Source organism: Paucibacter aquatile, from assembly GCF_002885975.1.
In the GTDB taxonomy this organism is placed as follows: domain Bacteria; phylum Pseudomonadota; class Gammaproteobacteria; order Burkholderiales; family Burkholderiaceae_C; genus Paucibacter_A; species Paucibacter_A aquatilis.
On record NZ_POSP01000001.1, the window covers coordinates 642225 to 666672 of the forward strand.

Genomic DNA, 24448 nt, shown 5'->3' on the forward strand with positions numbered 1-24448 from the left:
TGGGGTGCTTTTCTTCTTCGCAAGGGCCACGCGCCCTGCGTGGCCGCAGGCCTTCAGCGCAGCTTGAACACCGCGACCGCTTGCACCAGCTGGGCCGCCTGCAGGCGCAGGCTCTCGGCCGCAGCGGCCGATTCCTCCACCAGGGCAGCGTTCTGCTGGGTCACCTTGTCCATCTGGGTGACGGCCTCGCCGACCTGGGCGATGCCCGAGCTCTGCTCGCTGCTGGCGGCGCTGATCTCGCCGACGATGTCGCTGACGCGCTTGATGGCGCCGACGATCTCGGTCATGGTGGTGCCGGCGCGGTCCACCAGCACCGTGCCTTGCTCGACGCGCTCGACGCTGGCGCTGATCAGGGTCTTGATTTCCTTGGCCGCATCGGCGCTGCGCTGTGCGAGGTTGCGCACCTCGCTGGCCACCACGGCGAAGCCCCGACCTTGCTCGCCGGCACGCGCGGCTTCCACGGCGGCGTTCAGGGCCAGGATGTTGGTCTGGAAGGCAATGCCGTCGATCACGCTGATGATGTCGGCGATCTTCTTGGAGCTGTCGTTGATGCCGCGCATGGTCTCCACGACCTCGCCCACCACATCACCGCCGCGGGTGGCGATCTGCGAAGCACCGAGCGCCAGCTGATTGGCCTGCTTGGCGTTGTCGGCGTTGTTGCGCACGGTCGAGCCCAGCTCGTCCATGGTGGCGGCGGTCTCTTCCAGGGCGCTGGCCTGCTCTTCGGTGCGCTGGCTCAGGTCGGCATTGCCCTGGGCGATCTCGCCGGCGCCGGTGGCCACGCTTTCGGAGTTGTCACGCACATGGGTGACGATTTCCTGCAGGCGGCGGCGCATGGCTTCCAGGGCCTGCACCAGCTGGGCGGTTTCATCGCGGCCCTCGGCTTGCAGTACCACGGTCATGTCGCCCTCGCTCATGCGCTGGGCGCCTTCCATGGCGCGCGCCAGCGGGGCGGTGACATGGCGGCTGATGCCCAGCCCCAAGCCCACGCCGGCCATCACGCCCAGCACGATCAGCACCACGGTCGTGTTGCGGCTGCTTTGGTAGAGCGAGTCGTTGTCGTCCGACAGGGTCTTGGCTTCTTCTTCCTTGAGTCGGGTCAGGGCGGTCAGGGTTTGGTCGACCAAGCTGCCCTGGGGGGTCAGGTCGGATTTGACGAACTTGATGGCTTCGTTGGAGCCGGCCAGCTCGGTCACGCTGATGCGTTTGATCATCTCCTGGGCCACCTGCTGGTCCTTCTCCCACTGGCTGCGCAAGGTGGCCAGGCCGGCCTTGCCCTTGTCGCTGGTGTAGAGCTTGCCGGCTTGTTCCAGCAGATCGTTGGTTTGCTTGCGCGATTCGTTCATCAGGCCGATGGCGCGTTCGCGCTCGGCGGCGTCGGTGGCCAGGATGGCGTCGCGCACGGCCACCACGGCCTGCAGGCGGCGCACATTGGCCTCCTTGGTCAGCGACAGGCCGAGCAGCTCGCGCTCGTAGAGCGCGGTGTCGGCGTCGTTGATGCGTTTCATATTGCCGATGGCCACCGTGCCGATGACGGCACCGATCAGGGCAACCGCCGTGAAGGCGCTCACCAGCTTGGTGGAAATCTTGTAGTCGGACAGCTGCATGATGAGTGGTTCTCCATGGCCCAGCGCCGCGACATGCGGGGCTGAACCGGGTTGGACGTGTTGACGGGAAACGGGCTTGATCTGGCCTCTTGAGTTCCACCCTGGATCTACCTGGCGCCCGAGTCCACGCGTGGACAGGGACGCATCGTTCGTTTATCGGCCCGTGCCCGAGGAGCTTGAGCGGCTTTTGCGTCGGCGCCGGGCAGGGCAGGGCGCCTCGTGGTCGAATGCGGGCCTAGAACCTGTGACACAAGCCAATCGGAGTCCTTCCCCATGATTCGCAACCGCCAAATCCTTCTGGCCTCCCGCCCCCAGGGCGAGGCCGGCCTGGACAACTTCAGCCTCGTCGAGCAGGACCTGCCCGGCCCCGAGGAGCTGGCTGAAGGCCAGGTGCTGGTGCGCAACCATTTCCTGAGCCTGGATCCGTATATGCGCGGCCGCATGAACGACAGCAAGAGCTACGCCGCCCCTCAGCCCCTGGGCGCGGTGATGCTGGGCGGCACGGCCGGCGAGGTGATTGCTTCGCGCAACCCGGCCTTCCAGGCCGGGGATTCGGTGGTGGGCATGGGTGGCTGGCAGGAGCATTTCGTGGTCGACGCCAGCCAGCGCGGCGTGCTCAACAAGGTGGACACCCGCCACATCCCGCTCTCGGCCTACCTCGGTGCCGTGGGCATGCCGGGCGTGACCGCCTGGTACGGCCTGACCCAGATCATTCGCCCCAAAGCCGGTGAGACCGTGGTGGTCAGTGCCGCCAGCGGCGCCGTGGGCTCGGTGGTGGGCCAGCTGGCCAAGGCGCGTGGCGCGCGGGCCGTGGGCCTGGCCGGCGGGGCGGAGAAATGCCGCTACGTGGTCGAGGAACTGGGCTTTGATGCCTGCATCGATTACCGCCAGCACCCCGACCTGGCCTCGCTCTCGCAAGCGCTCAAGGCTGCCTGCCCGGACGGCATCGATGGCCACTTCGAGAACGTCGGCGGCCTCATCCTCGACGCCGTGCTGCTGCGCGCCAATGCCTTCAGCCGCGTCGCCATGTGCGGCATGATTTCCGGCTACAACGGCGAGCCCATCCCGCTGCAATACCCGCAGCTCATCCTGACCAACCGCATGAAGGTCGAGGGGTTCATCGTCAGCGAGCACATGGAGCTCTGGCCCGAGGCGCTCAAGGAACTGGGCGGCCTGGTCGCCACTGGCCGGCTCAAGTTCCGCGAGTCGGTGGCGCAGGGCCTGGAGGCGGCGCCCGAGGCCTTCCTCGGCCTGCTCAAAGGCCGCAACTTCGGCAAACAGCTGGTGAAGTTGGTCTGATGGCGGGCGGTACGCAATTGCGCTGGCGCTGCCTGCCCTTCGAGGGCTTGAGCGTCCACGAGCTCTACGCAGCCCTGGCCCTGCGCGCCCAGGTTTTTGTGCTGGAGCAGGACTGCGTCTACCTGGATCTGGACGGCCATGACCCGGCGGTTTTGCACCTGCTGGGCCAGGCGGCCCACAGCGATGCGGTGCTGGCCTATGCCCGCCTGGTGCCGCCCGGCACCAAGGGCCCCAGCCAGACCCAGCCCATGATCGGCCGGGTGGTCACGGCGCCGGCGGCGCGTGGCCGTGGCGCCGGCCGGGCGCTGATGGAGCAGGCCTTGCGCGCCTGCGCCGAGCGCTGGCCCGGCCAGTCGGTGGAGATCCAGGCGCAGAGCTATTTGCGCGCCTTCTATGCCAGCCTGGGCTTTGTCGCCACCTCGGCGCCCTACCTGGACGACGACATCGAGCACATCGATATGCGGCGGGAATTCAAGGCCGATTTCACGGCGAATTGAGGGAAAACCCGAGGTTGGAGCCGCGCAATCTGGCACACTCCCGCCCCAGCTCCGAATTTGCCCGTTCAACCGTTCATTCATGTCAGCCGTCCCTCTCGCCATCGATTCCCGCCACGCCGTTGTCATCGGTGGCGGTCCTGCCGGGCTCATGGCCGCCGAGCGCCTGCGTGCCGCGGGCATGGAGGTCGATGTCTACGACGCCATGGCCTCGGTGGGGCGCAAGTTCCTGCTGGCCGGCAAGGGCGGGCTCAACCTCACCCACTCGGAAGACAGCCTCAGTTTCCGCAGCCGCTTTGCCGAGCGTTGTGAAGAGGTCGGTGCCTGGCTGGCCCATTTCGACGGCCCGGCCCTGCGCGATTGGGCAGCTGAGCTGGGCGTGGACACCTTTGTCGGCAGCTCCGGCCGGGTCTTCCCGGTCGACATGAAATCGGCGCCCCTGCTGCGCGCCTGGCTGGCCCGGCTGCGCAACAGCGGCGTGCGCTTCCACATGCGCCACCGCTGGCTGGGCTGGGACGAAGAGGGCTGCTTGCGTTTCGCCCATGGCGATGCGCAGCTGACCCTGCCGCACACCGGCGCCGTGGTGCTGGCCCTGGGTGGCGCGTCCTGGCCTCAGCTTGGGTCCAACGCCGGCTGGGTGCCGCTGCTGACGGCCCAGGGCGTGGACATCGCCGGTCTGCGTGCGGCCAACTGCGGCTTCAATCTCGGCCTGGCCCGCGAAGGCCGGCCGCAGCCGGGCTGGTCGCCGCTGTTTGCCGATCGTTTTGCCGGCCAGCCGGTCAAGCCGGTGGTGCTGCATTTCGAAGGCCGCAGCGGCCGCCGCTTCGACCGCCAGGGCGAGTTCGTCATCACCTCCAGCGGAGTGGAGGGCTCCTTGATCTATGCCGCGTCCAGCCTGCTGCGCGAAGAGATCGCCGAGTTCGGCGAGGCGGTGATGCACCTGGACCTGCTGCCCGATCGCAGCGACAGCTTTGTCATGGATGAAGTGGCCCGCCCGCGTGGCTCGCGTTCCATGTCCACCCACCTCAAGAGCCGCCTGGGCCTGGAAGGGCTCAAGGCCGGTTTGCTGTTCGAAGTGCTGAGCAAGGACGAGTACGCCGACCTGCCCACCCTGGCCCGCACCATCAAGCGCCTGCCGCTGCGCCTGGCCTCCACCCGCCCGGTGGCCGAGGCCATCAGCACGGCCGGCGGCGTGCGCCTGGAAGAGCTGGACGAACAGCTGATGATCAAGCGCCTGCCGGGCCTGTTCTGCGCCGGCGAGATGCTGGACTGGGAAGCGCCCACCGGCGGTTATCTGCTCACCGCCAGCATGGCCAGCGGCTGGGTGGCGGGCGAGGGCGCGGCGCGCCATCTGCAGCGCGGCGCCGGCATGGCGGTCTGACAGTCGCACAGGGTCGCATGCGCATGGTCTGAACAGCTCATGCCGCGTTGGATCGCCTGACATCGCGGGTTCTCAGAATCGGCGGTTTTGATTTCCGGCTGTGCGCGCTTTTTGGCTTGTGCGGTCGGTTCGGAGACCGCCATGAGCAGCAGAACAATTCAAAACCCCTCCCGCCGCGGCTTTCTGGCCGCCGCCGCCGGTACTGCCGGCCTGGCCAACACCCCCAGCTTTGCCCAGACCATCGCCCGCGCCCTGGCCACACCGGCCAGCCAGGTCAGCGGCGGCCTCGGCGACATCGAGCATGTGGTCTTCCTGATGCAGGAAAACCGCTCCTTCGACCATTACTTCGGCTGCCTGGCGGGCGTGCGCGGCTTCAGCGATCCGCGTGCCATCACCTTGCCCTCGGGCAAGCCGGTCTGGTTCCAGCCCAGCGGCAGCAGCCATGTGCTGCCCTACCACTACGACGTCAAGAACACCAACGCCCTGCACGTCGGCCTGGACCACCACTGGAAGGGCACGGAAGCGGCCTGGAAGGACTGGAACGCCTGGGTGCCCAAGAAGACCTCGATGTCCCTGGGCTACTTCGATCGTGGCGATCTGCCCTTCTACTACGCCCTGGCCGACGCCTTCACCACCTGTGATGCCTACCACTGCTCGGTCTTCGGCCCCACCGACCCGAACCGTTTCTATGCCCTGAGCGGCCACACGGCCGGCTACGTCACCGGCATCCCCGACAGCCGGCTCTACAACGTCAACAACGGCACCTACAACGCCGACATCGCCAACGACAACCCGGCCGCTCAGGGCATCACCTGGCAAAGCTATGCCGAGGTGCTGGAAGCGCAAGGCGTGAGCTGGAAGGTCTACCAGGAATGGGACAACTACGGCGACAACTACCTGCAGTACTTCAAGAACTTCCGTGTCGACGCGGCCGGCCGCAAGCTGACGCCCGAATCGCCGCTGTACCAGAAGTGCCGCGCCATGGCCCCGGGCTCGAACGCCGCGAACGCCGCGCAAACCACCGGCCAGTGGCTGATCGATGACTTCGCCGCCGATGTGCGCGCCGGCCGCCTGCCGGCCGTGTCCTGGATTTGCGCGCCGACCGAGTACTGCGAGCATCCCTCGCCCACGCCCAATGCCGGCGAGAACTTCAGCGCCCGCCTGTTGGCCGCCCTGGTCGACAACCCGGAGGTCTGGGCCAAGACCGTGCTCATCATCACCTACGACGAGAACGACGGCTTCTTCGACCACATGCCCTCGAACGTGCCGCCCATGGACGCCGGCCGCGGCCGCAGCACGGTGGCCAACAGCTTGCAGGGCGAGGTCTACAAGGGCAGCGAACCGATCGGCCTGGGCCCGCGCGTGCCGACCCTGGTGATCTCGCCCTGGAGCAAGGGCGGGCGCGTCAACTCCCAGCTCTTCGACCACACCTCGCAGATCCGTTTCCTCGAAGAGTGGCTGGTGCAGGGCAAGGGCCTGCCGCGTGCGGCCGTGCACTGCCCCAATATCTCGCCCTGGCGCCGCGCGGTCTGCGGCGATCTGCTCAGCGTCTTCAACTTCGACGAGCCGAACAAGACCTGGCCGGCCGGCGTGCCGCGCACGGCCGAGTACCCCAAGTACGACGCCACGGCGCCGGCCTGGCCGCCCGCCACCCAGGTGCTGCCGCGCCAGGAGCAGGTGAGCACCGGCCAGCCGCGCCCGGCCTGCCCCATGCCCTACCGTGCCGAGGTGGATGGCGCCGTGCAGGGCACGGCCCGCCAGTTCGCTTTGAGCTTCGCCAATGGCGGCTCGGTGGCCGAGCCCTTCATCGTCTACTCCGCCCTGCGCAGCGACGGCCCCTGGCACTACACCCTGGCCGCCGGCACCCGCGTCGAGCGCGAGGTCTGGAACTGGAGCGGCGACAGCTACCAGCTCAAGGTTCATGGCCAGAACGGTTTTGTGCGCGAGTTCAGCGGGGCGCTGGGCAGTGCCGCGCGCCAGCTGGAAGTCAGCTTGCGCGAAGAGCCGGCCAGCCGCAGCGTGCGCCTGCAGTTCAGCAACAGCAGCAGCCAGGTCCTGCGCCTGCAGCTGGCGGATCTGGCCTACGGCCAAGGTCGCCTGCTGAGCTTGAGCCTGCAGCCGGGCCAGAACCACAGCGAGACCCTGAGCGTGGAAGCCAGCCGCGGCTGGTACGACCTGGGCGTGACGCTGGAAGGCGAGAGCCTGTACTGGCGCCGCCTGGCCGGCCATGTCGAGGGGGCAGGCCTGGATTACACCGACCCCGTGCTCAACGGCCTGGCCCTGGCCCAGGATTCGCCGCCGGTGCTGGTGCCAACGCCGCCGCCGGTCAATCCGGTGCGCTTCAGCGCATCGGCCAGCGTCTCCCGCATCGGCGACAGCATCAACCTGAGCTGGCAAGGCCTGCCGGCTGGCAACAAGCATTGGCTGGGCTTCTATCGCAAGGGTATGGTGCCCGGTGGTCCGGGTTCGCTGAAGTGGAACTATGTGGCCGCGCCGGCCGGCGGCCAGAGCTTCAGCCTGGCCAGCTTCGCGGAGGGTGAGTACTTCTTCGGCCTGTTCCTGAACGATGGCTACGAAGAAGCGGCCCCGCGCCTGGCCCTGCGCCTGCTCAAACGCGGCGACATCAACGGCGACGGCCGCATCGACGCCGCCGACCGCGAGGCCCAGCGCGCCGCCATGGGCGCCTGCGCCGGCGACAACCGCTACCAGCCCCTGGCCAATTTCGATGCCGATGCCTGCATCACCCAGGCCGACTACCGCGCCTGGTTTGACATCTTCCGCCAGCAAAAGCCCTGATCACCCAACCCAGGAACACGAGCATGACACGCACACCGAGCACCTTCTTGAAATTCGGCGCCCCGAGCCTGGCGGCCGCCTTGCTGGGCGCCGCTGGCCTCCTGGCTTCGACACTGGCTTCAGCCCAGACGTTCTCTTTCAGTGACGTCACGCCCACCGGCGTGCCACTGGAACCACGCATGCGCCTGGAGCTGCCCGTGGCGGCGCAGCAGGGCCAGACCCTGAACGTGGCGATCCGCCTGGACCAGCCCTTCGCCGGCCGCGCGGCCGACGATGTGTTCTTGTTCTACGGCTTCAAGCTCGACTTCGACCCCAGCCAGCTGCGCTTCAAGGGCTTTGCTGCGGCCGAGGGTTGGAGCGATGACAGCGGCTTTCTGCGCCCCGGCGAGATCGGTGCGTCGAACTTCCCGGGTGTCGCGGCAGCCGGTCAATCCTGGCTGAACCTGGGCGCGCTGCAATTCGAGCTGCTGAGCCCGGGCGAGGCCTGGCTGCAGATCAGCAGCCCCGAGGGCGACCTCAACCTCGGCCTGGGCTACGCCCAGGGCACGGCCAATCTGCCCATCGACTGGCGCGGCAGCCTGCAGGTCAGCGCCGTGCCCGAGCCCGGCGCGCTGGCGATGACGCTGGCGGGGCTGTTGGGCCTGGGGCTGGTACAGCGCCGCCGCCTGGGTCAGAACAAGTAGCCGAAAGCCAGCAGTCCGTTGACGCTGGTCTTCTGGTGCGTCAGCGGGCTGTTCTTGGCATCGCCCTGCAGGGCGCTGACCGAGAGGCCGGCCGTCACGCTGCTGCGCGGGCTGAGGATGTGGGTCAGGGAGGCATTGGCCCGCACATCGCGCAGGCCAGCGCCGACGCGGTAGGGCGCATAGCCGCTGCTCGCCGCCTGGGCCGCGCTCACGCCGAAATAGGACTGCAGCGCTTCGCGGTTGGCCAGGGTCAGGGCGGCGCCCACACCCAGGCGCCAGCTCCCATCCAGCGGGATCTGGTGGGCCACGCCCAGATCAACCAGCAGGCCCTTGCGGTCCTGGCCGGAGCCGTAGCGCAAGGAACTGGTCAGGGCCAGGCTCTGGCTGGGGCTGTAATTGAAGAAGCCACCGATCTCGGGGCGGAATTCGATGTCGCCCATGCCGCGCAAGGCCGGCGAGCGGTCTTCATCGCGGCCGAAATCGGCCGTCAGGCGCAGGCCATAGCTGAACTGCGCCTGCTTGGAGAAGTTCAGGCCCAGGCCATTGCTGGTGCCGGCAAACCAGCCATTGCTCCATTGGTAGTCGAGGCTGGGCACCAGCATGGCGCGGCTTTTCTTCGAGCCTTGGTAGGCGTGGCCGGCCAGTGCAACGAGGCCGATGCGGCCGCCGTCGCGCTCGGGCGCAGCGCCGTAGATGCGCGCGGTGTCAAAGGCCTGGGCTTGGGCCGAAGCGGCGCTGAACAGGCCGAGGCCGGCGGTCATGCAGGCCATCAGGCCGGTGCGGGGCAGGTGACGGAGGGTGTTGAGCATCATGGTGGCTTTGGGCTGAGGAGGGCTGAGGTGGACAGGTGCGGCCCGCACGCAGGCGGCCGGGTGGCGGTGATTCGCCCCGCAATATGGCGCAAATGTGTGACGTTTGCTGGCGCCGCGCGTTTGGGCCCGGGCCGGGTCGGTGAATCGCCGGTCGGGAGCGCAGCGCGGCTGCCGCCAGGCCCCTGTGGCACACTCCGCCGCTTCCTGTTTTGACTGCCTCGCCGACGTTTTGGACAAGATCCTGCTTCAAATTGCCGCCGAACTGAGCGTTCGCCCGGCCCAGATCAACGCCGCCGTGGAGCTGCTTGATGGCGGCGCCACCGTGCCCTTCATCGCCCGCTACCGCAAGGAAGTGACCGACGGGCTGGACGACAGCCAGCTGCGCGAGATCGAGGCCCGCCTGGCCTATCTGCGCGAGCTGGAAGACCGCCGCGCCGCCGTGCTCAAGAGCATCGAGGAGCAAGGCAAGCTCACGCCCGAGCTGCGGGCCGCCATCTTGGCCGCGCCGACCAAGCAGGAGCTGGAAGACCTCTACCTGCCCTACAAGCAAAAGCGCCGCACCAAGGGCATGATCGCCCGCGAAGCTGGCCTGGAGCCCCTGGCTGACAAGCTGTTTGCCGACCCCGGCCTGGACCCGATGGCGGAAGCTGCGGCCTTCATCAACGCCGACGCCGGCTTTGCCGATGCCTTTGCGGTGCTGGACGGCGTGCGCGACCTGCTGTCCGAGCGCTGGGCCGAGGATGCCGTGCTGATCGGCAAGCTGCGCGAGTGGCTGTGGGAGGAGGGCTTATTCAAGTCCAAGCTGATGGACGGCAAGGACGAGAACAATCCCGATGTCGCCAAGTTCCGCGACTATTTCGATTACGACGAGCCGATCAAGACCGTGCCTTCGCACCGTGCGCTGGCTGTGTTCCGCGGCCGCACGCAAGAGATCCTGGACGCCAAGCTGGCGCTGGACGAAGAAGTGGTGGCCGGCCAACCGGGTTTGGCTGAAGGCCGCATCGCCCGCCATCTGGGCTGGACCATGGGCACTCGCCCGGGCGACGCCCTGATTCGCAAGACCATCTCATGGACCTGGAAGGTCAAGCTCTCCATGAGCCTGGAGCGCGATCTGTTCGCCCGCCTGCGCGAAGATGCCGAGGCCGTGGCCATCAAAGTGTTCGCCGAGAACCTGCGCGATCTGCTGCTGGCCGCGCCGGCTGGCAAGCGTGTGGTCATGGGCCTGGACCCGGGCATCCGCACCGGCGTCAAGGTGGCCGTGGTCAGCGACACCGGCCGGGTGCTGGACACCTGCGCCGTGTTTCCGCACGAGCCGCGCAAGGACTGGGAAGGCGCCCTGCACACCCTGGGCCGCCTCTGCGCCACCCATGGCGTCAACCTGATCGCCATCGGCAATGGCACGGCCAGCCGCGAAACCGACAAGCTGGCCGGCGATCTGATCAAGCGCATCCAGCAGCTCGCCCCCGGCACCCAGATCGACAAGGTGGTGGTCAGCGAGGCCGGCGCCTCGATCTACTCGGCCTCCGAGTTCGCCTCCAAGGAGCTGCCCGATCTGGACGTGACCCTGCGCGGTGCGGTGTCCATCGCCCGCCGCCTGCAGGACCCGCTGGCCGAGCTGGTCAAGATCGACCCCAAGAGCATCGGCGTGGGCCAGTACCAGCACGATGTCAACCAGAGCGCCATGGCCAAGACCCTGGATGCGGTGGTGGAAGACTGCGTGAACTCGGTGGGCGTGGACCTGAACACCGCCTCGGCCCCGCTGCTGTCGCGCGTGTCGGGCCTGTCCAGCACCGTGGCCGCCTCCATCGTGCGCTGGCGCGATGCCAACGGTGCCTTCAAGAGCCGCAAGCAACTGCTCGACGTGGCCGGCCTCGGCCCCAAGACTTTTGAGCAATCGGCCGGCTTCCTGCGCATCCGCGACGGCGAGAACCCGCTGGACTTCTCGGGTGTGCACCCCGAAACCTACCCGGTGGTGGAGCGCATCCTGAAAGCCGTCAACAAGCCGGCGGCCGAGGTCATGGGCAAGAGCGATGTCATCCGCGCGCTGAAGCCTGAGGCCTTTGCCGACGAGAAATTCGGCGCCATCACCGTCAAGGACATCCTGGCCGAGCTGGAAAAGCCCGGCCGAGACCCCCGCCCGGACTTCAAAGTGGCCCGCTTCAACGAAGGCGTGGACGACATCAAGGACCTGGTCGAGGGCATGGTGCTCGAGGGCACGGTGTCCAACGTTGCCCAGTTCGGCGCCTTCGTGGACCTGGGTGTGCATCAGGACGGCCTGGTTCATGTGAGCCAGCTGTCCAACAAGTTCGTGACCGACGCCCGCGAGGTGGTCAAGACCGGCGACATCGTCAAGGTGCGGGTGCTGGAGGTGGACCTGGCTCGCAAGCGCATCTCCCTGACCATGAAGCTGGATGCACCGGTGCAGCGCGGCGGCGCCAAGGCCGACAACAGCTTCCGTCCGGCCGGTCGCCAGGAGCGGGCCGGTGGTGGCGCGGCTCGCGGCGGTTTTGCCGGTGCCCGGGCACCTGAGCCGGCCGCTGGCGGTGCCATGGCGGCGGCGTTTGCCAAGTTCAAGAAACAGGGCTGAGCCTGGCGATCCAGGGCGGCTGCGTCGCCATTGGCGCGCTGCCGCCGCAGATCAGCCCCCGCAAGCCGCGATTGGTCGCCAGCCGGCAGACGCGGCGCGCAGCGCTCGCTAAGCTGCGCGCCTTGTTGTCCTGGATTGTTTTGGAGCCTCGCTTGAACCGTTGTCTGCCCCGCACTTCCGTGAACCTGGCCTGCCGCGTGCTGCTGGCCGGTTCGGCCCTGTCGCTTGTCCACCTCGGCGCCCATGCGCAGGACGGGGTGCCCGGCCTGGGCGACAACCGCCCGGCCGTGGGCAACAAGCTGGAGCGTGTGGAGCTGACCTCACGCCCACAGACCGACACCGATCTGCGCCGCAAATCGCCGGTGGCCAAGCAGGTCTACGGCCGCGAGGAGATGGACAAGTTCGGTGACACCAATGTGGCCGATGTGCTCAAGCGCCTGCCTGGTGTGAACATGCAGGGCGGTGCGCCGCGCATGCGCGGCCTGGGTTCGGGCTACACCCTGATCTTGATCAACGGTGATCCGGCGCCTCCGGGCTTCGACATGAGCCAGCTCAGCCCTTCGCAGGTCGAGCGCATCGAAGTGACCAAGGCGCCCACTGCCGACCAGAGCGCCCAGGCCGTGGCCGGTGCCATCAACATCATCCTGAAGGACGCGCCTCGCATCTCGCAGCGCGATCTGCGCTTGGGGCTGGGCTACAACGCCGTGCGCCCCACGCCCTCGGCCACCTTCACCCTGGGCGAGAAGATCGGTTCGGCCGCCTTGTCGGTGCCGCTGTCCTTTTTCCAGTGGCGCGGCCAGAACGATGTCACCAGCAGCCGCCAGATGCCGGGCAGCGATGGCAAGGATTCCAACAGCGTGCAGCAAGGCGAACAGGCCAACTGGGGCCATGGCTTCAACTCAGCGCCGCGCCTGAACTGGAAGATCAGCGATGAAGAGACGCTGACCCTGCAGGCCTTTTTGCAAAAAGGCTTCTGGAACAACCGCAACAGCTACGACACCGTGTCCAGCAACGGCGCTGCCGTGCTTGATGACGACAGCCTGAATCACGGCACCTGGCAGAACTTGCGCGGCAATGCCGTCTGGTCCAAGCGCTTCAACGACGAGCAAAAGCTCGAGCTCAAGGCTGGCGTGCAGCGTTCGCGCGGCACCTTCGACAACCAGACCTATCTGCCCGCCAATCAGCTGCGCCGCGCGGTCGGCGACAACACCGATCGCGGTTTCACCCAGGCCGGCAAGTTTGGCCAGCTGCTGGGTGAGGACCACAGCCTGACCGTGGGTTGGGATCTGGAATGGCGCCGCCGTGAGGAAGACCGCACGGTCACCGAAGCTGGCAATCTCCAGCTACCGGACTTCGACGGCCAGCCCTTTGGCGCTCGCATCACCCGCCAGGCCTTGTTTGTGCAGGACGAGTGGGAGCTGTCCCCGCAATGGTCCACCTATCTGGGTCTGCGCAGCGAGCGCATCATCACCGAGAGCCGCGGCCTGGCCGCGCCGGTACGCAACACCAGCACCGTTCTGACCCCCCTCTGGCACCTGAACTACAAGTTCGACCCCAAGGGCAAAGACCTGATCCGCGCCAGCCTGACGCGCAGCTACAAGGCGCCGGACCTCAATGCCTTGCTGGCCCGCCCCAGCCTGAGCAGCCTGTTCACCGACACCAGCAAGTCCAACACCGAGATCTCGCCGGACCGCGAAGGCAACCCGCTGCTCAAGCCCGAGCTGGCCACCGGCCTGGACGTGGCCTACGAGAAATACCTGACCGGCGGTGGCATGGTCAGCGTCGGCGTGTTCCATCGTCAGGTCAATGACCTGATCCGTAACGTCACCAGCCTGTCGAACGTGTCCTGGGCCAGCGTGCCGCGCTATGTCTCGCGCCCGACCAATTTCTCCAAGGCTCAAACCACCGGCTTGGAGCTGGAGGTCAAGGGCCGCGCTGGCGAATTGATGCCGCAATGGTTCGATGCCAAGACCGCGCTCAATCTGCGTGCCTCGCTGAGCTACTACAAGTCCAAGGTCGACGCGCTGCCCGGCCCCAACAACCGCCTGGACGGCCAGCAACCCTGGTCCGGTAACCTCGGTTTTGACTACCGCTTCAGCGATCTGCCCCTGGTCACGGGCGCCAGCCTGGCCTACACGCCCGGCTACACCACCCAGCAGACCCTGAGCCAGACGGTCGAGCAGTCGCGCTCGCGTGCGCTGGACATGTTTGCCCAGTGGACCTTCAGCAAAACCTTGTCCATGCGCGTGTCCGCCAACAATCTGGCGCCGCTGGATGCGCAGTCGCAGACCCTGCTCAGCAGCGGTTATGGCAGTGGCAGCCTGCGCAAGGGCCGCAGCTTCTTCGGCCTGAATGTGGAGATGAAGCTCTGATGCAGGAGCTGTGCGGCCGATGAGCGCCCCAGCGCTGCAGATCTTCGCCGGCCCGCGGGCCCGCGCGCGCTTGGCCGAGCGGGGCATGCGGCCCGAGGATGTGCGCGTGGTGCCGGCCGCGGCCGGTGGCCCCAAAGGCTTGATCCTCGGGCCGCTGGATCAGTTCATCTTTGGCGACTGGCTGCTGCGCAGCACGCAGGAGGTGCACCTGATCGGTGCCTCCATCGGCGCCTGGCGCATGGCCACGGCCTGCCTCAGCGCCGACGCGGCCGCCACGCAGGCCGAGTTCGCCCGCCTGTCCTACGAGTATGTGCACCAGCACTACGACAGTGAGCCGGGCAAACCGCCCAGCGCCGCCTCGGTGTCGGCCGCGTTTGCGGCCAAGCTCGATGAGGTCTTTGGCGGGCGCGAGGCGGCCGTGCTCGGCCATCCGCGCTGGCGCCTGCACATCCTGACCTCGCGCGGCCGCGGCTTGTTGCTGGGTCGGGAAGGGCGGCTGCGCACACCGCTGGGCTATGCCGGCGCTTTTGCGGCCAATGCGCTGGCGCGGCCGGCTCTTGGGCGCTGGCTGGAGCGGGTGCTGTTCTCCGATGCCCGCACGCCGCTGCCGGTACCGCTGCAGGACTTCCGCAGCCAGCAGGTGGCGCTCGAGGCGCGCAACTTCCAGCCCAGCTTGCTGGCCAGCTGCTCGATTCCCTTCTGGCTCAAGGCCGTGCAAGACATCCCCGGCGCGCCGCGGGGCGCGTACTGGGACGGCGGCATCACCGACTACCACCTGCACCTGAACTACGCCGCCATGGCGGGCGAAGGCCTGGTGCTGTACCCGCATTTCCAGCGCCAGGTGGTGCCGGGCTGGCTGGACAAAGCCTGGAAGCGCCGCCATGGCGCGACGCCCTTTCTCGACAATGTGGTGGTCTTGGCGCCCCACCCCGATTGGGTGCGCCGCCTGCCGCGCGCCAAGCTGCCGGACCGGGCCGACTTCCAGCACTTTGGCGACGATGCGGCGGGTCGCGCGCGCGTCTGGTTGCAGGCCATTGCCGAGAGCCAGCGTTTGCGTGACGAGTTTGCCGCCGCCTGCGCCGCGCCCAGCGTGCAGGCGCTGCCGCTGTGAGGTTGAGATCAGCCTGTCCATAGACCTTGGACATGTAAGCATTCGCAAGCGTGGCCAACCGCGCTCGTGCTGTCGGCGTTGCAAGTGAACTCAATCCATCTGGAGAGATTCATATGTCGCCTCGCTTTGTGTTTCGTCCGATGTTGCGCAGCGCGCTCGTGCTGGGGCTGGCATTCAGCCTGAGTGCCTGCATCGTGCTGCCGCCGCGCCACGGGCACCATCACCGGCATCATGGCTACGACGGGCGCGGATACGGCCCGGCGCGTGGCGTCGGCCTGGTGACGGGAGGCGTGGTGGGAGGGGTGATTGGTCATGAGCTGGCGCGCGATGGCGATCCCGCTTTGGGCACGGCCGTGGGTGCCGTGGCCGGTGCCGTCATCGGCCACGAGATCGAACGGTCACAGCGCCGTCGCTGAAGCGGGGCTACAATCGGTGCCACTTCAACGAACAAGGGCGAGAAAGGCACGATGGTTATGACACCGCGAACTACGACCACCTCTTCACAGGTTTAGTCGGCCGCGGCTTTCACACGTCCTTACTCAGCTGCCACCAGCGCAGCACCCCAAGAAAAGCGCGGCTCCAACAGCCGCGCTTTTTTGTTTTCTGGCCACCTTTTTCCGGCCACCGTTTTTTCGGAGCAGCTCAGATGATCTCGATTCAATTGCCGGACGGTTCCAAACGTGAGTTTCCCCAGGCCGTGACCGTGGCCGAGGTGGCCGCGTCCATCGGCACCGGCCTGGCCAAGGCCGCCCTGGCCGGTCGCGTGGGGCAGGGAGATGCGGCGCAGCTGGTCGACACCAGCCACCTGATCGAGGCCGACACACAGCTCGCCATCATCACCGACAAGGATGCCGATGGGCTGGAGGTGATCCGTCACTCGACCGCCCACTTGCTGGCCTATGCCGTCAAGGAGCTGTTCCCCGAGGCGCAGGTCACCATCGGCCCGGTGATCGAGAACGGCTTCTACTACGACTTCAGCTACAAGCGCCCCTTCACACCCGAAGACCTGGCGGCCATCGAGTCGAAGATGAGCGAGCTGGCCAAGAAGGACGAGAAGGTCACCCGCTCGGTGCTGCCGCGCGACGAGGCCGTGGCCTATTTCAAGAGCATCGGCGAGGCCTACAAGGCCGAGATCATCGAGAGCATACCTGCCGACCAGGCCGTGTCGCTCTATGCCGAAGGCAAGTTCACCGATCTGTGTCGCGGCCCGCATGTGCCCTCCACCGGCAAGCTCAAGCACTTCAAGCTGATGAAGGTCGCCGGCGCCTACTGGCGCGGGGATCACCGTAACGAGCAATTGCAGCGCATCTACGGCACGGCCTGGGCCAGCAAGGACGATCTGCAAAAGTACCTGATGCTGCTGGAAGAGGCCGAGAAGCGCGACCACCGCAAGCTCGGTCGCGAGCTGGACCTGTTCCACATCGACGAGCATTCGCCGGGCACGGTGTTCTGGCACCCCAAGGGCTGGACGGTCTGGCAGGAGGTGGAGCAGTACATGCGCCGCGTCTACCGCGAGAACGGCTATCTGGAGGTCAAGGGCCCGCAAATCTTGGACAAGGGTCTGTGGGAGAAGACCGGCCACTGGGACAAGTACCGCGAGAACATGTTCACGACCGAATCGGAAAAGCGCGACTACGCACTCAAGCCGATGAACTGCCCGGGCCACATCCTGATCTACAAGCAAGGCATCAAGAGCTACCGAGATCTGCCGCTGCGCTACGGTGAGTTCGGCCAATGCCATCGCAACGAGCCGACGGGTGGCCTGCACGGCATCATGCGCGTGCGAGGCTTCACGCAGGACGACGGGCACATCTTCTGCACCGAGGACATGATCCAGGGCGAGGTCATGGCCTTCACCACCTTGCTGCAAAAGGTCTACAAGGACTTCGGTTTCAGCAACATCATCTACAAGCTGTCCACCCGCCCCGAGCAACGCATCGGCAGCGATGAAAGCTGGGACAAGGCCGAGGCGGCGCTGGCCGAAGGCCTGCGTGCTTCGGGCTGCGAGTTCGAGTACCTGCCGGGCGAGGGCGCCTTCTACGGCCCCAAGATCGAGTACACGCTGAAGGATGCGCTGGGCCGGCCCTGGCAGTGCGGCACCATCCAGGTTGACCCCAATCTGCCAGAGCGTCTGGATGCTGAGTTCGTCGGTGAAGATGGCTCGCGCCACCGCCCGGTGATGCTGCACCGTGCCATCGTCGGCAGCCTGGAGCGTTTCATCGGCATCCTGATCGAGCAGCATGCCGGCGCCTTGCCAGCATGGCTGGCGCCGACCCAGGTGGTGGTGGCCAATATCACGGATGCGCAGGCCGATTACGTCGCTGAAATCGTGAAATCGCTGCAAAAACAAGGGCTTAGAGTCCAGTCCGATTTGCGGAACGAGAAAATCACGTATAAAATCCGCGAGCATTCTTTGCAAAAGGTTCCGTACATCCTCGTCGTCGGTGACAAGGAAAAGGCAAACGGAGCTGTTGCGGTGCGCGCCCGTGGCAACCAAGACTTGGGTGTGATGCCCCTGAATGACTTCATTGCGAAGGTCACCCAGGACATCGCCAACAAGGTCTGACGGCTGTCAGACCGGCGCGCTTTTGCTTTGTTTGAGCCTCCCGCCTTGAGGCTCGTTGAAGGGTATGCACCATCGCTACATTTGCTGACCGTCGAGCCATTCCTGAGCGTAAGCATCGGCTGAATCGCGAAATCATGGCTCCTGAAGTCCGGCTCAACGGGCCTGATAACGAGCCGCTCGGAATTGTGAGCATCCACGAAGCCCTGCGCATGGCAGGCGAACTGGATGTGGACGTTGTCGAAATTTCCGCCACCGCGACGCCGCCTGTGTGCCGCCTGATGGACTACGGCAAGTTCAAGTACATCGAGCAAAAGCGCGCTGCCGAGGCGAAGTCCAAGCAGAAGGTCATCGAAATCAAGGAAGTCAAGTTCCGCCCGGGTACGGACGAAGGTGACTACCAGATCAAGATGCGCAATCTGCGCCGCTTCATCGCCGAGGATGGTGACAAGGGCAAGGTCACGCTGCGCTACCGCGGTCGTGAAATCACCCACCAGGACATCGGCATGCGCTTGCTGGAGCGCATCCGCGATGAACTGTCGGATGTGGCCGTGGTGGAAAACATGCCCAAGCTGGAAGGCCGGCAGATGATCATGGTGCTGGCGCCGAAAAAGCGCTGATCACCCAGGCCCGCGGCAAGGCGGGCCCTGTCGCCTCGCAAGGGGCGCAATTGAAAGCGGGCCGTGGCCCGTTTTCAATTGATGATGTTGTTTGAGTTTGCGCATCGAGAGCGGATCTTTGCATGAGCAGGCCAACAACTTAGAAACGGTTTGACAAGCGGTCTGAAGTGATCGCTTGCACAAAGTCTGGCCCGCTGATTTGGTCGTCGGCGGGCTTATTAGTCTCCTGGGGGCTGGCAAGTGTCACGAGGCCCGTGACCGCCTTCAGGGACGCACTTAAAAGGAGCACTCAAATGCCCAAAATGAAGACCAAGAGCAGCGCCAAGAAGCGCTTCCGCGTCCGCCCGGGCGGTACCGTCAAGCGCGGTCAGGCGTTCAAGCGCCACATCCTCACGAAGAAGTCCACGAAGAACAAGCGCCACCTGCGTGGCTCTGCGGCCGTGCACGAAACCAACATGGGCCACATGGCTCAAATGTTGCCCTTCGCTGGCCTCTGATCGACTTCTGAAGGAGAAATACTATGCCTCGCGTTAAACGTGGTGTTACCGCTCGTGCCCGTCACAAGAAGGTCTTGGCTCTGGCCAAGGGTTTCCGTGGTCGTCGTAAGAATGTCTTCCGCATCGCCAAACAGGCGGTGATGAAGGCAGGCCAATACGCCTACCGTGACCGTCGCGCCAAGAAGCGTGTGTTCCGTGCCCTGTGGATTGCTCGTATCAACGCAGCAAGCCGCGGTCTGGGCCTGACATACAGCAAGTTTGTGGCTGGCCTGAAGAAGGCTCAGATCGACATCGACCGCAAGGTTCTGGCTGATCTGGCTGTCAACGATCCTGCTGGTTTTGCCAGCATCTTCGCCAAGGTGAAGGCCGCTCTCGCTTAATTGCCCCCTCAGCTGCAAGCCTTGGCTTGTGGTGGCGGCAGCCCCGGCCCCTGGGTTACCAGGCCGGTCGGGGTGAGCACCCTCGAGGCCGACACCAGGGTGTCGGCCTTTTTTATTTGTTGCCCGAATTTTTCTGACAGTCCGCCCGACTGGCACCGCGATGAACGAGCTTGATCAACTGCTGCAGACGGCCCAAGGCGAATTCGCCGCCGCCGCCACTCCCGCCGACCTCGAGAACGCCAAAGCGCGTTTTCTGGGCAAGTCCGGTCGTGTGACCGAGTTGCTCAAGAGCCTGGCCGCTTTGCCGGTCGAGGAAAAGAAGGCCCGCGGTGCCGAGATCAATGTGCTGAAGTCCGGCATCGAGGCCGCGCTGACGGCGCGCCGTCAGGCCCTGGCCGATGCGGAACTGGAGTTGCAACTGAAGGCCGAGGCGCTCGATGTGAGCCTGCCCGGCCGTGCCCGCGGCACCGGTGGCCTGCACCCCATCACTCGCGCCATGGAGCGCATCGAGTCCATCTTCGGCTCCATGGGCTTCGATGTGGCCGATGGCCCCGAGATCGAGAACGACTGGTTCAACTTCACCGCGCTGAACACGCCGGAGGATCACCCGGCCCGGTCCATGCATGACACCTTCTACATCGAAGGCGGCCATGTGCTGCGCACCCACACCAGTCCCATGCAGATCCGCTATGCGGTTCAGCATGTCAAGAAGCACAAGGCCCTGATCGACGCCGGCCAGCCCATGCCCGAGATCCGCGTGATCGCGCCGGGCCGCACCTACCGTGTCGACAGCGATGCCACCCACTCGCCGATGTTCCACCAGGTCGAAGGCCTGTGGGTGGGCGAGAACATCAGCTTCAAGGACCTGAAGTCGGTCTACCTGAACTTCATCACCTCCTTCTTCGAAACCGATCAGCTGGAGTTGCGTTTCCGCCCCAGCTATTTCCCCTTCACCGAGCCCAGCGCCGAGATCGACATCATGTTCGGCTCAGGTCCGCTGAAAGGCCGCTGGCTCGAGGTCTCGGGTTCCGGCCAGGTGCATCCGCAAGTGATCCGCAATATGGGCCTGGACCCCGAGCGCTACATTGGTTTTGCCTTCGGCTCGGGCATCGACCGCCTGGCCATGTTGCGCTACGGCGTGAATGATCTGCGCCTGTTCTTTGATGGCGATCTGCGCTTCTTGAGCCAATTCAAGTAAGCCCCGCGCGCCGCCATCCACCAGAACACGCTCGAGAGAGCAGAGAAGAAGAGATTTCACATGCAATTCCCTGAATCCTGGCTGCGGTCCTTCTGCAACCCGCCGCTGAATACGCAAGAGCTGGCCGACCTGCTGACCATGTCGGGCCTGGAAGTCGAAGAGCTGCGCCCGGTGGCGCCGCCTTTCCATGGCATCGTGGTCGCCGAGATCCTGGAGGCCGAGCAGCACCCCAACGCCGACAAGCTGCGCGTCTGCAAGGTCAATGCCGGTGCGGCGTTCAATAACGGTGAGCTTCTGCAGATCGTGTGTGGCGCGCCCAATGCGCGCGCAGGCATCAAGGTGCCGCTGGCCACGGTGGGCGCTGAGCTGCCGCCGGGCGAAGACGGCAAGGCCTTCAAGATCGGCGTGGGCAAGCTGCGCGGCGTGGAGAGCTTCGGCATGCTGTGCTCGGCGCGTGAGCTCAAGCTCAGCGAGGAGCATGGTGGCCTGTTCGAGCTGGCGTTGGACGCGCCCGTCGGCCAGAACATCCGCGAGCATCTGAACCTGGACGACACCTTGTTCACCCTCAAGCTGACGCCCAATCTGGCGCATTGCCTGAGCGTGTACGGCGTCGCTCGTGAGGTGTCCGCGCTGACTGGCACGCCGCTGCAGGCACCGGCCATCAGCCCGGTGCAGCCGCAGCACGATGCCAAGCTGCCGGTGCGCATCGAGGCCGCCGATCTCTGCGGCCGCTTCTCCGGTCGCATCGTGCGTGGTGTCAACACGCAGGCCAAGACCCCTGCCTGGATGGTGGACCGTCTGGCCCGTTGCGGCCAGCGCAGCGTCGCGCCCCTGGTGGACATCTCCAACTACGTGATGTTCGAGCTGGGCCGCCCCTCGCACATCTTCGACCTCGACAAGATTGACCGTGAGCTGGTGATCCGCTGGGCCAAGAAGGGCGAGAGCCTCAAGCTGCTCAATGGCAACACCGTCGAGCTGGACGAGACCGTGGGCGTGGTGGCCGATGCCTCGGCGCCCGAGTCTCTGGCCGGCATCATGGGCGGCGACGCCACTGCCGTGTCGGACGACACCCGCAATGTCTACGTCGAAGCCGCCTTCTGGTGGCCCAAGGCCGTGGCCGGCCGTTCGCGCCGCTACAACTTCTCGACCGACGCCGGCCACCGCTTCGAGCGCGGTGTGGACCCGGCCGACACGGCCCTGCATATCGAGCGCATCACCCAGCTGATTCTCGAGATCTGCGGCGGCGAAGCCGGCCCCCTGGACGACCAGATCAGCGCCTTGCCCGAGCGCAAGCCGGTGGCTCTGCGTGTCGCTCGCGCCGCCAAGGTGATCGGCATGCCGGTGACGCAGGAAGACTGCGCCCGCGTTTTCAGCCGTCTGGGCCTGCAGTTCAGCGAGGCGCCGGGCGTGCTGACCGTGACGCCGCCGAGCTGGCGCTTCGATCTGCAGATCGAGGAAGACCTGATCGAAGAAATCATCCGCGTGCAGGGCTACCCCAGCCTGCCCAACACCCCGCCGCTGGCGCCGGTGGTGGCCAAGGTGGCCTCGGAATCGCGCCGCGCCATCCATGCGCTGCGCCATGCCGTGGCAGCTCGGGACTATTTCGAGACCATCAACTTCAGCTTCGTGGAATCCCGCTGGGAGGCCGAGCTGGCCGGCAACAGCCACCCGATCCAGCTGCTCAACCCCATCGCCGCCCCCCTGGCCGTGATGCGCAGCAGCCTGATCGGCAGTTTGATCCAGGCCCTGCGCCACAACCTGAGCCGCCGTGCCAGCCGCGTGCGCCTGTTCGAGATCGGCCGTGTGTTCCTGCGCGACGCCTCGGTGCAGGAGAGCGACAGCAGCATCGCCGGCGTGGCCCAGCCCATGCGTCTGGCGGGTCTCGCATTCGGCCCGGCGGACCAGCCGCAGTGGAGCCAGCGCGATCGCCAGGTCGACTTCTTCGATGTGAAGGGCGACCTAGAAGCCTTGTTCGCGCCGCGCCAGCTGCAGTTCAAGCCGGCCCAACATCCGGCCCTGCACCCGGGCCGCAGCGCCCGCGTCGAACTGGATGGCCGTGACATCGGCGTGATCGGCGAGCTGCACCCCAAGTGGCGCCAGGGCTACGAGCTGCCCAGCGCGCCGGTGCTGTTCGAGCTGGACCTGCCGGCCGTGCTGGAGCGCCAGCTGCCGGCGGCACAGGCGATTCCGCGCCAGCAGTCGGTGCTGCGTGATCTGGCCGTCATCGTCGGCGAACAGGTCAGCCACGATGCGCTGATGCAGACCATTGCAAGCGCCCACGCCGGCCTGATCCGCTCGGCCCGCTTGTTCGACGTCTTCAAGCCCACGCAGGCCAATGCCGAGCTGAAGGACGGCGAGCGCAGCATGGCCGTGCGCTTGGAGCTGCTGGACGACGAGGCCACCTTGACCGATGAGCGCATCGAGCAGACGGTGGCGGCCGTGGTGGCAGCCCTGGCTGAACAACTGGGCGCCCGCCTGCGCGGCTGAGTGCCGCAACGACTGCAAGCAAGGCAAGACGCTGATGACTGCACACGACACCCGGGACGATGACGCGCTCGACGATCAGGCTCTGATCGCCGCGGCCCGCGTTCTGCTGCCCACGCTGGAAACCCCGACCTTGACCAAGGCCGAGCTGGCCGAACTGCTGTTCGACAAGCTGGGCTTGAACAAGCGCGAGTCCAAGGACATGGTCGAGGCCTTTTTCGACATCATCCACAGCACTTTGGTGCGCGGACAGGATGTGAAGCTGTCCGGTTTTGGCAATTTCAACATCCGCCGCAAGGCGCCGCGCCCGGGCCGCAACCCGCGCACGGGTGAAGCCATCCCCATCAAGGCCCGCGATGTGGTCACTTTCCATGCCAGCCACAAGCTCAAGGACGTGGTCCAGGGCGAGGTAGGCGGGGAAGATGACTTCGAGTAGAGTCTGACCTCCCCACCGAAAGCCCTTGATTTGCATGGAAAACGCGCTGCCCGCCATCCCTGCCAAACGTTACTTCACCATCGGTGAGGTCAGCGATTTGTGCGGCGTGAAGCCCTATGTGCTGCGCTACTGGGAGCAGGAGTTCATCCAGCTCAAGCCCATGAAGCGGCGCGGCAACCGGCGCTACTACCAGCACCACGAGGTGCTGCTGATCCGCCGCATCCGCGGCCTGCTCTACGACCAGGGCTTCACCATCAGCGGTGCTCGTAACCAGCTGATGGAAGGCGGCGCTGCCCGCAGCGACGCTGCGGCTTTGGTGTTCAAGCAGGAAGCCGACGAAGCCCAGCGCCTCGAGGACGAAGCCGGCTTCGACGATGGCGACATCGTCGTGCGCGCCACGGCCTTGCCCGGCGGCGCGGGCGCCAGCGCTGGCGTGGCGGCCCTGGCCGCGCAACCGTCGGCCGCCCGCAGCACCGCGGGTCTGGACGAGTTGGCCGGCATGTCGCTGCGTCTCGGCGGCGTGCTGGGTGGGGTTGAACCGCTGACTCTGGCCCAGGTCAAAGAAGAATTATTGGCAATTCGCCAAACTCTCTTGCCATGAGCATAAAAATGCTCCTATAATGCAAAGCTCAGTCGGGGCGTAGCGCAGCCTGGTAGCGCACTTGCATGGGGTGCAAGGGGTCGTGAGTTCGAATCCCACCGTTCCGACCATTTAAAAAGTGATGACGGGTCAGATGTGAAAACATCTGACCCGTTTTCCATTGGGCTCGGGCTTCGTGTTCAGCGCGGCTACAGCTCCTACTGGCGCTTGGACTCTGCCATCGGTCTGAGTGCTGAGGGCTTGCGGTTCTTGCGCAGTCATTTCCACCCCCATCCCCGTCCCCGCATCCTCTCGGGCTCGACTGCTGGTTCTTGTGCCGGCACCGCCAGGCGCTTGTCACGAGCTGTTGCTCAATCCCAATCTTGTTCACCGCCGAGGGCCCGGAGGCCCGGAGTAGAGCGGCTAGACTGCCCCTCGCTTTGACGCAGATCGCCTGGGAGGGTGCATGGGACAACAGAAGAACAGGTTCAGCCGCTACTCGGGGCTGGCTCGTGATCCGAGGGCGAGCCGGGCGCCATGGGCGGCTC

Annotated in this window: 18 protein-coding genes, 1 tRNA gene and 1 pseudogene; 18 read left to right on the forward strand and 2 right to left on the reverse strand. The window is 66.0% G+C overall.

The annotated features are described in order from the left end of the window. Positions 1-53: 53 nt before the first annotated feature. Positions 54-1607 (reverse strand): methyl-accepting chemotaxis protein, encoded by a 1554-nt coding sequence (locus tag C1O66_RS24540; RefSeq protein WP_102766458.1) that lies wholly within the window; start codon positions 1605-1607, stop codon positions 54-56. A 273-nt stretch (positions 1608-1880) separates the two neighbouring features. Between C1O66_RS24540 and C1O66_RS02805 the strand changes: the two genes are divergently transcribed. The 5 genes from C1O66_RS02805 to C1O66_RS02825 all read left to right on the forward strand — a co-directional run bounded on the left by C1O66_RS02805 (position 1881) and on the right by C1O66_RS02825 (position 8260). Next, positions 1881-2906 (forward strand): NADP-dependent oxidoreductase, encoded by a 1026-nt coding sequence (locus C1O66_RS02805; RefSeq protein WP_102766459.1) that lies wholly within the window; start codon positions 1881-1883, stop codon positions 2904-2906. Further along, on the forward strand, positions 2906-3403 hold the full coding sequence (locus C1O66_RS02810) for a GNAT family N-acetyltransferase (protein ID WP_102766460.1): 498 nt from the start codon (positions 2906-2908) through the stop codon (positions 3401-3403). Before C1O66_RS02805 ends, C1O66_RS02810 begins: the two co-directional genes overlap by 1 nt. A 79-nt stretch (positions 3404-3482) precedes the next feature. Continuing rightward, positions 3483-4781: a BaiN/RdsA family NAD(P)/FAD-dependent oxidoreductase gene (locus tag C1O66_RS02815; protein WP_102766461.1), complete on the forward strand. Its 1299-nt coding sequence runs from the start codon at positions 3483-3485 to the stop codon at positions 4779-4781. A gap of 141 nt (positions 4782-4922) precedes the next feature. Then, the gene (locus C1O66_RS02820; RefSeq protein ID WP_102766462.1) at positions 4923-7577 is read left to right on the forward strand and encodes a phosphocholine-specific phospholipase C; all 2655 of its coding nucleotides are present in this window, start codon (positions 4923-4925) and stop codon (positions 7575-7577) included. A 23-nt stretch (positions 7578-7600) separates the two neighbouring features. After that, on the forward strand, positions 7601-8260 hold the full coding sequence (locus C1O66_RS02825; protein WP_102766463.1) for a PEP-CTERM sorting domain-containing protein: 660 nt from the start codon (positions 7601-7603) through the stop codon (positions 8258-8260). Here the strand turns inward: C1O66_RS02825 and C1O66_RS02830 are convergent. Then, entirely contained in the window at positions 8248-9072 is an 825-nt protein-coding gene (locus C1O66_RS02830) for a MipA/OmpV family protein (RefSeq protein WP_102766464.1), read from the reverse strand. The two genes, C1O66_RS02825 and C1O66_RS02830, sit on opposite strands and share 13 nt — an antisense overlap. A gap of 229 nt (positions 9073-9301) precedes the next feature. Here C1O66_RS02830 and C1O66_RS02835 point away from each other — a divergent pair, with 229 nt between their 5' ends. From C1O66_RS02835 to C1O66_RS02895, 13 genes and pseudogenes are all read left to right on the forward strand, one after another. Beyond that, positions 9302-11659, forward strand: coding sequence for a Tex family protein (locus tag C1O66_RS02835; protein WP_102766465.1), 2358 nt, complete (start codon positions 9302-9304; stop codon positions 11657-11659). 179 nt (positions 11660-11838) lie between these two features. Continuing rightward, a complete protein-coding gene (locus tag C1O66_RS02840) occupies positions 11839-14031 on the forward strand; it encodes a TonB-dependent receptor plug domain-containing protein (RefSeq protein WP_102766466.1) in 2193 nt (730 codons plus the stop codon). 19 nt (positions 14032-14050) lie between these two features. Then, on the forward strand, positions 14051-15142 hold the full coding sequence (locus C1O66_RS02845; protein ID WP_102766467.1) for a patatin-like phospholipase domain-containing protein: 1092 nt from the start codon (positions 14051-14053) through the stop codon (positions 15140-15142). Positions 15143-15255: 113 nt separating this feature from the next. Continuing rightward, positions 15256-15558, forward strand: a complete 303-nt coding sequence (locus C1O66_RS02850; RefSeq protein ID WP_102766468.1) for a glycine zipper 2TM domain-containing protein — start codon at positions 15256-15258, stop codon at positions 15556-15558. A 230-nt stretch (positions 15559-15788) separates the two neighbouring features. Then, complete coding sequence (gene thrS, locus C1O66_RS02855; RefSeq protein ID WP_102766469.1) at positions 15789-17708, forward strand: threonine--tRNA ligase; 1920 nt, start codon at positions 15789-15791, stop codon at positions 17706-17708. A 71-nt stretch (positions 17709-17779) separates the two neighbouring features. Continuing rightward, on the forward strand, positions 17780-18325 hold the full coding sequence (gene infC, locus C1O66_RS02860; protein ID WP_102766470.1) for a translation initiation factor IF-3: 546 nt from the start codon (positions 17780-17782) through the stop codon (positions 18323-18325). 293 nt (positions 18326-18618) lie between these two features. Beyond that, the gene (rpmI, locus tag C1O66_RS02865) at positions 18619-18822 is read left to right on the forward strand and encodes a 50S ribosomal protein L35 (RefSeq protein WP_102766471.1); all 204 of its coding nucleotides are present in this window, start codon (positions 18619-18621) and stop codon (positions 18820-18822) included. 23 nt (positions 18823-18845) lie between these two features. Beyond that, a complete protein-coding gene (gene rplT, locus C1O66_RS02870; protein ID WP_102766472.1) occupies positions 18846-19202 on the forward strand; it encodes a 50S ribosomal protein L20 in 357 nt (118 codons plus the stop codon). 160 nt (positions 19203-19362) lie between these two features. Continuing rightward, complete coding sequence (gene pheS / locus C1O66_RS02875) at positions 19363-20400, forward strand: phenylalanine--tRNA ligase subunit alpha (RefSeq protein WP_102766473.1); 1038 nt, start codon at positions 19363-19365, stop codon at positions 20398-20400. Positions 20401-20460: 60 nt separating this feature from the next. Continuing rightward, on the forward strand, positions 20461-22887 hold the full coding sequence (gene pheT, locus C1O66_RS02880) for a phenylalanine--tRNA ligase subunit beta (RefSeq protein ID WP_102766474.1): 2427 nt from the start codon (positions 20461-20463) through the stop codon (positions 22885-22887). Positions 22888-22921: 34 nt separating this feature from the next. Further along, positions 22922-23320: an integration host factor subunit alpha gene (locus C1O66_RS02885; RefSeq protein ID WP_102766625.1), complete on the forward strand. Its 399-nt coding sequence runs from the start codon at positions 22922-22924 to the stop codon at positions 23318-23320. 34 nt (positions 23321-23354) lie between these two features. Further along, positions 23355-23687: pseudogene (locus tag C1O66_RS24195) on the forward strand (MerR family transcriptional regulator); the annotation flags it as partial. 267 nt (positions 23688-23954) lie between these two features. After that, a tRNA-Pro gene (locus tag C1O66_RS02895) sits at positions 23955-24031 on the forward strand. Positions 24032-24448: the final 417 nt, after the last annotated feature.

Excerpts from the sequence above, each read along its gene's own strand:
- C1O66_RS02810 (WP_102766460.1), top strand. The coding sequence starts at position 2,906 with ATGGCGGGCGGTACGCAATTGCGCTGGCGCTGCCTGCCCTTCGAGGGC.
- C1O66_RS02815 (WP_102766461.1), top strand. The coding sequence starts at position 3,483 with ATGTCAGCCGTCCCTCTCGCCATCGATTCCCGCCACGCCGTTGTCATC.
- pheS (WP_102766473.1), top strand. The coding sequence starts at position 19,363 with ATGAACGAGCTTGATCAACTGCTGCAGACGGCCCAAGGCGAATTCGCC.
- thrS (WP_102766469.1), top strand. The coding sequence starts at position 15,789 with ATGATCTCGATTCAATTGCCGGACGGTTCCAAACGTGAGTTTCCCCAG.
- C1O66_RS02850 (WP_102766468.1), top strand. The coding sequence starts at position 15,256 with ATGTCGCCTCGCTTTGTGTTTCGTCCGATGTTGCGCAGCGCGCTCGTG.
- C1O66_RS02830 (WP_102766464.1), bottom strand. The coding sequence starts at position 9,072 with ATGATGCTCAACACCCTCCGTCACCTGCCCCGCACCGGCCTGATGGCC.
- C1O66_RS02825 (WP_102766463.1), top strand. The coding sequence starts at position 7,601 with ATGACACGCACACCGAGCACCTTCTTGAAATTCGGCGCCCCGAGCCTG.
- rplT (WP_102766472.1), top strand. The coding sequence starts at position 18,846 with ATGCCTCGCGTTAAACGTGGTGTTACCGCTCGTGCCCGTCACAAGAAG.
- rpmI (WP_102766471.1), top strand. The coding sequence starts at position 18,619 with ATGCCCAAAATGAAGACCAAGAGCAGCGCCAAGAAGCGCTTCCGCGTC.
- C1O66_RS02805 (WP_102766459.1), top strand. The coding sequence starts at position 1,881 with ATGATTCGCAACCGCCAAATCCTTCTGGCCTCCCGCCCCCAGGGCGAG.
- C1O66_RS02845 (WP_102766467.1), top strand. The coding sequence starts at position 14,051 with ATGAGCGCCCCAGCGCTGCAGATCTTCGCCGGCCCGCGGGCCCGCGCG.
- C1O66_RS24540 (WP_102766458.1), bottom strand. The coding sequence starts at position 1,607 with ATGCAGCTGTCCGACTACAAGATTTCCACCAAGCTGGTGAGCGCCTTC.
- pheT (WP_102766474.1), top strand. The coding sequence starts at position 20,461 with ATGCAATTCCCTGAATCCTGGCTGCGGTCCTTCTGCAACCCGCCGCTG.
- C1O66_RS02820 (WP_102766462.1), top strand. The coding sequence starts at position 4,923 with ATGAGCAGCAGAACAATTCAAAACCCCTCCCGCCGCGGCTTTCTGGCC.
- C1O66_RS02885 (WP_102766625.1), top strand. The coding sequence starts at position 22,922 with ATGACTGCACACGACACCCGGGACGATGACGCGCTCGACGATCAGGCT.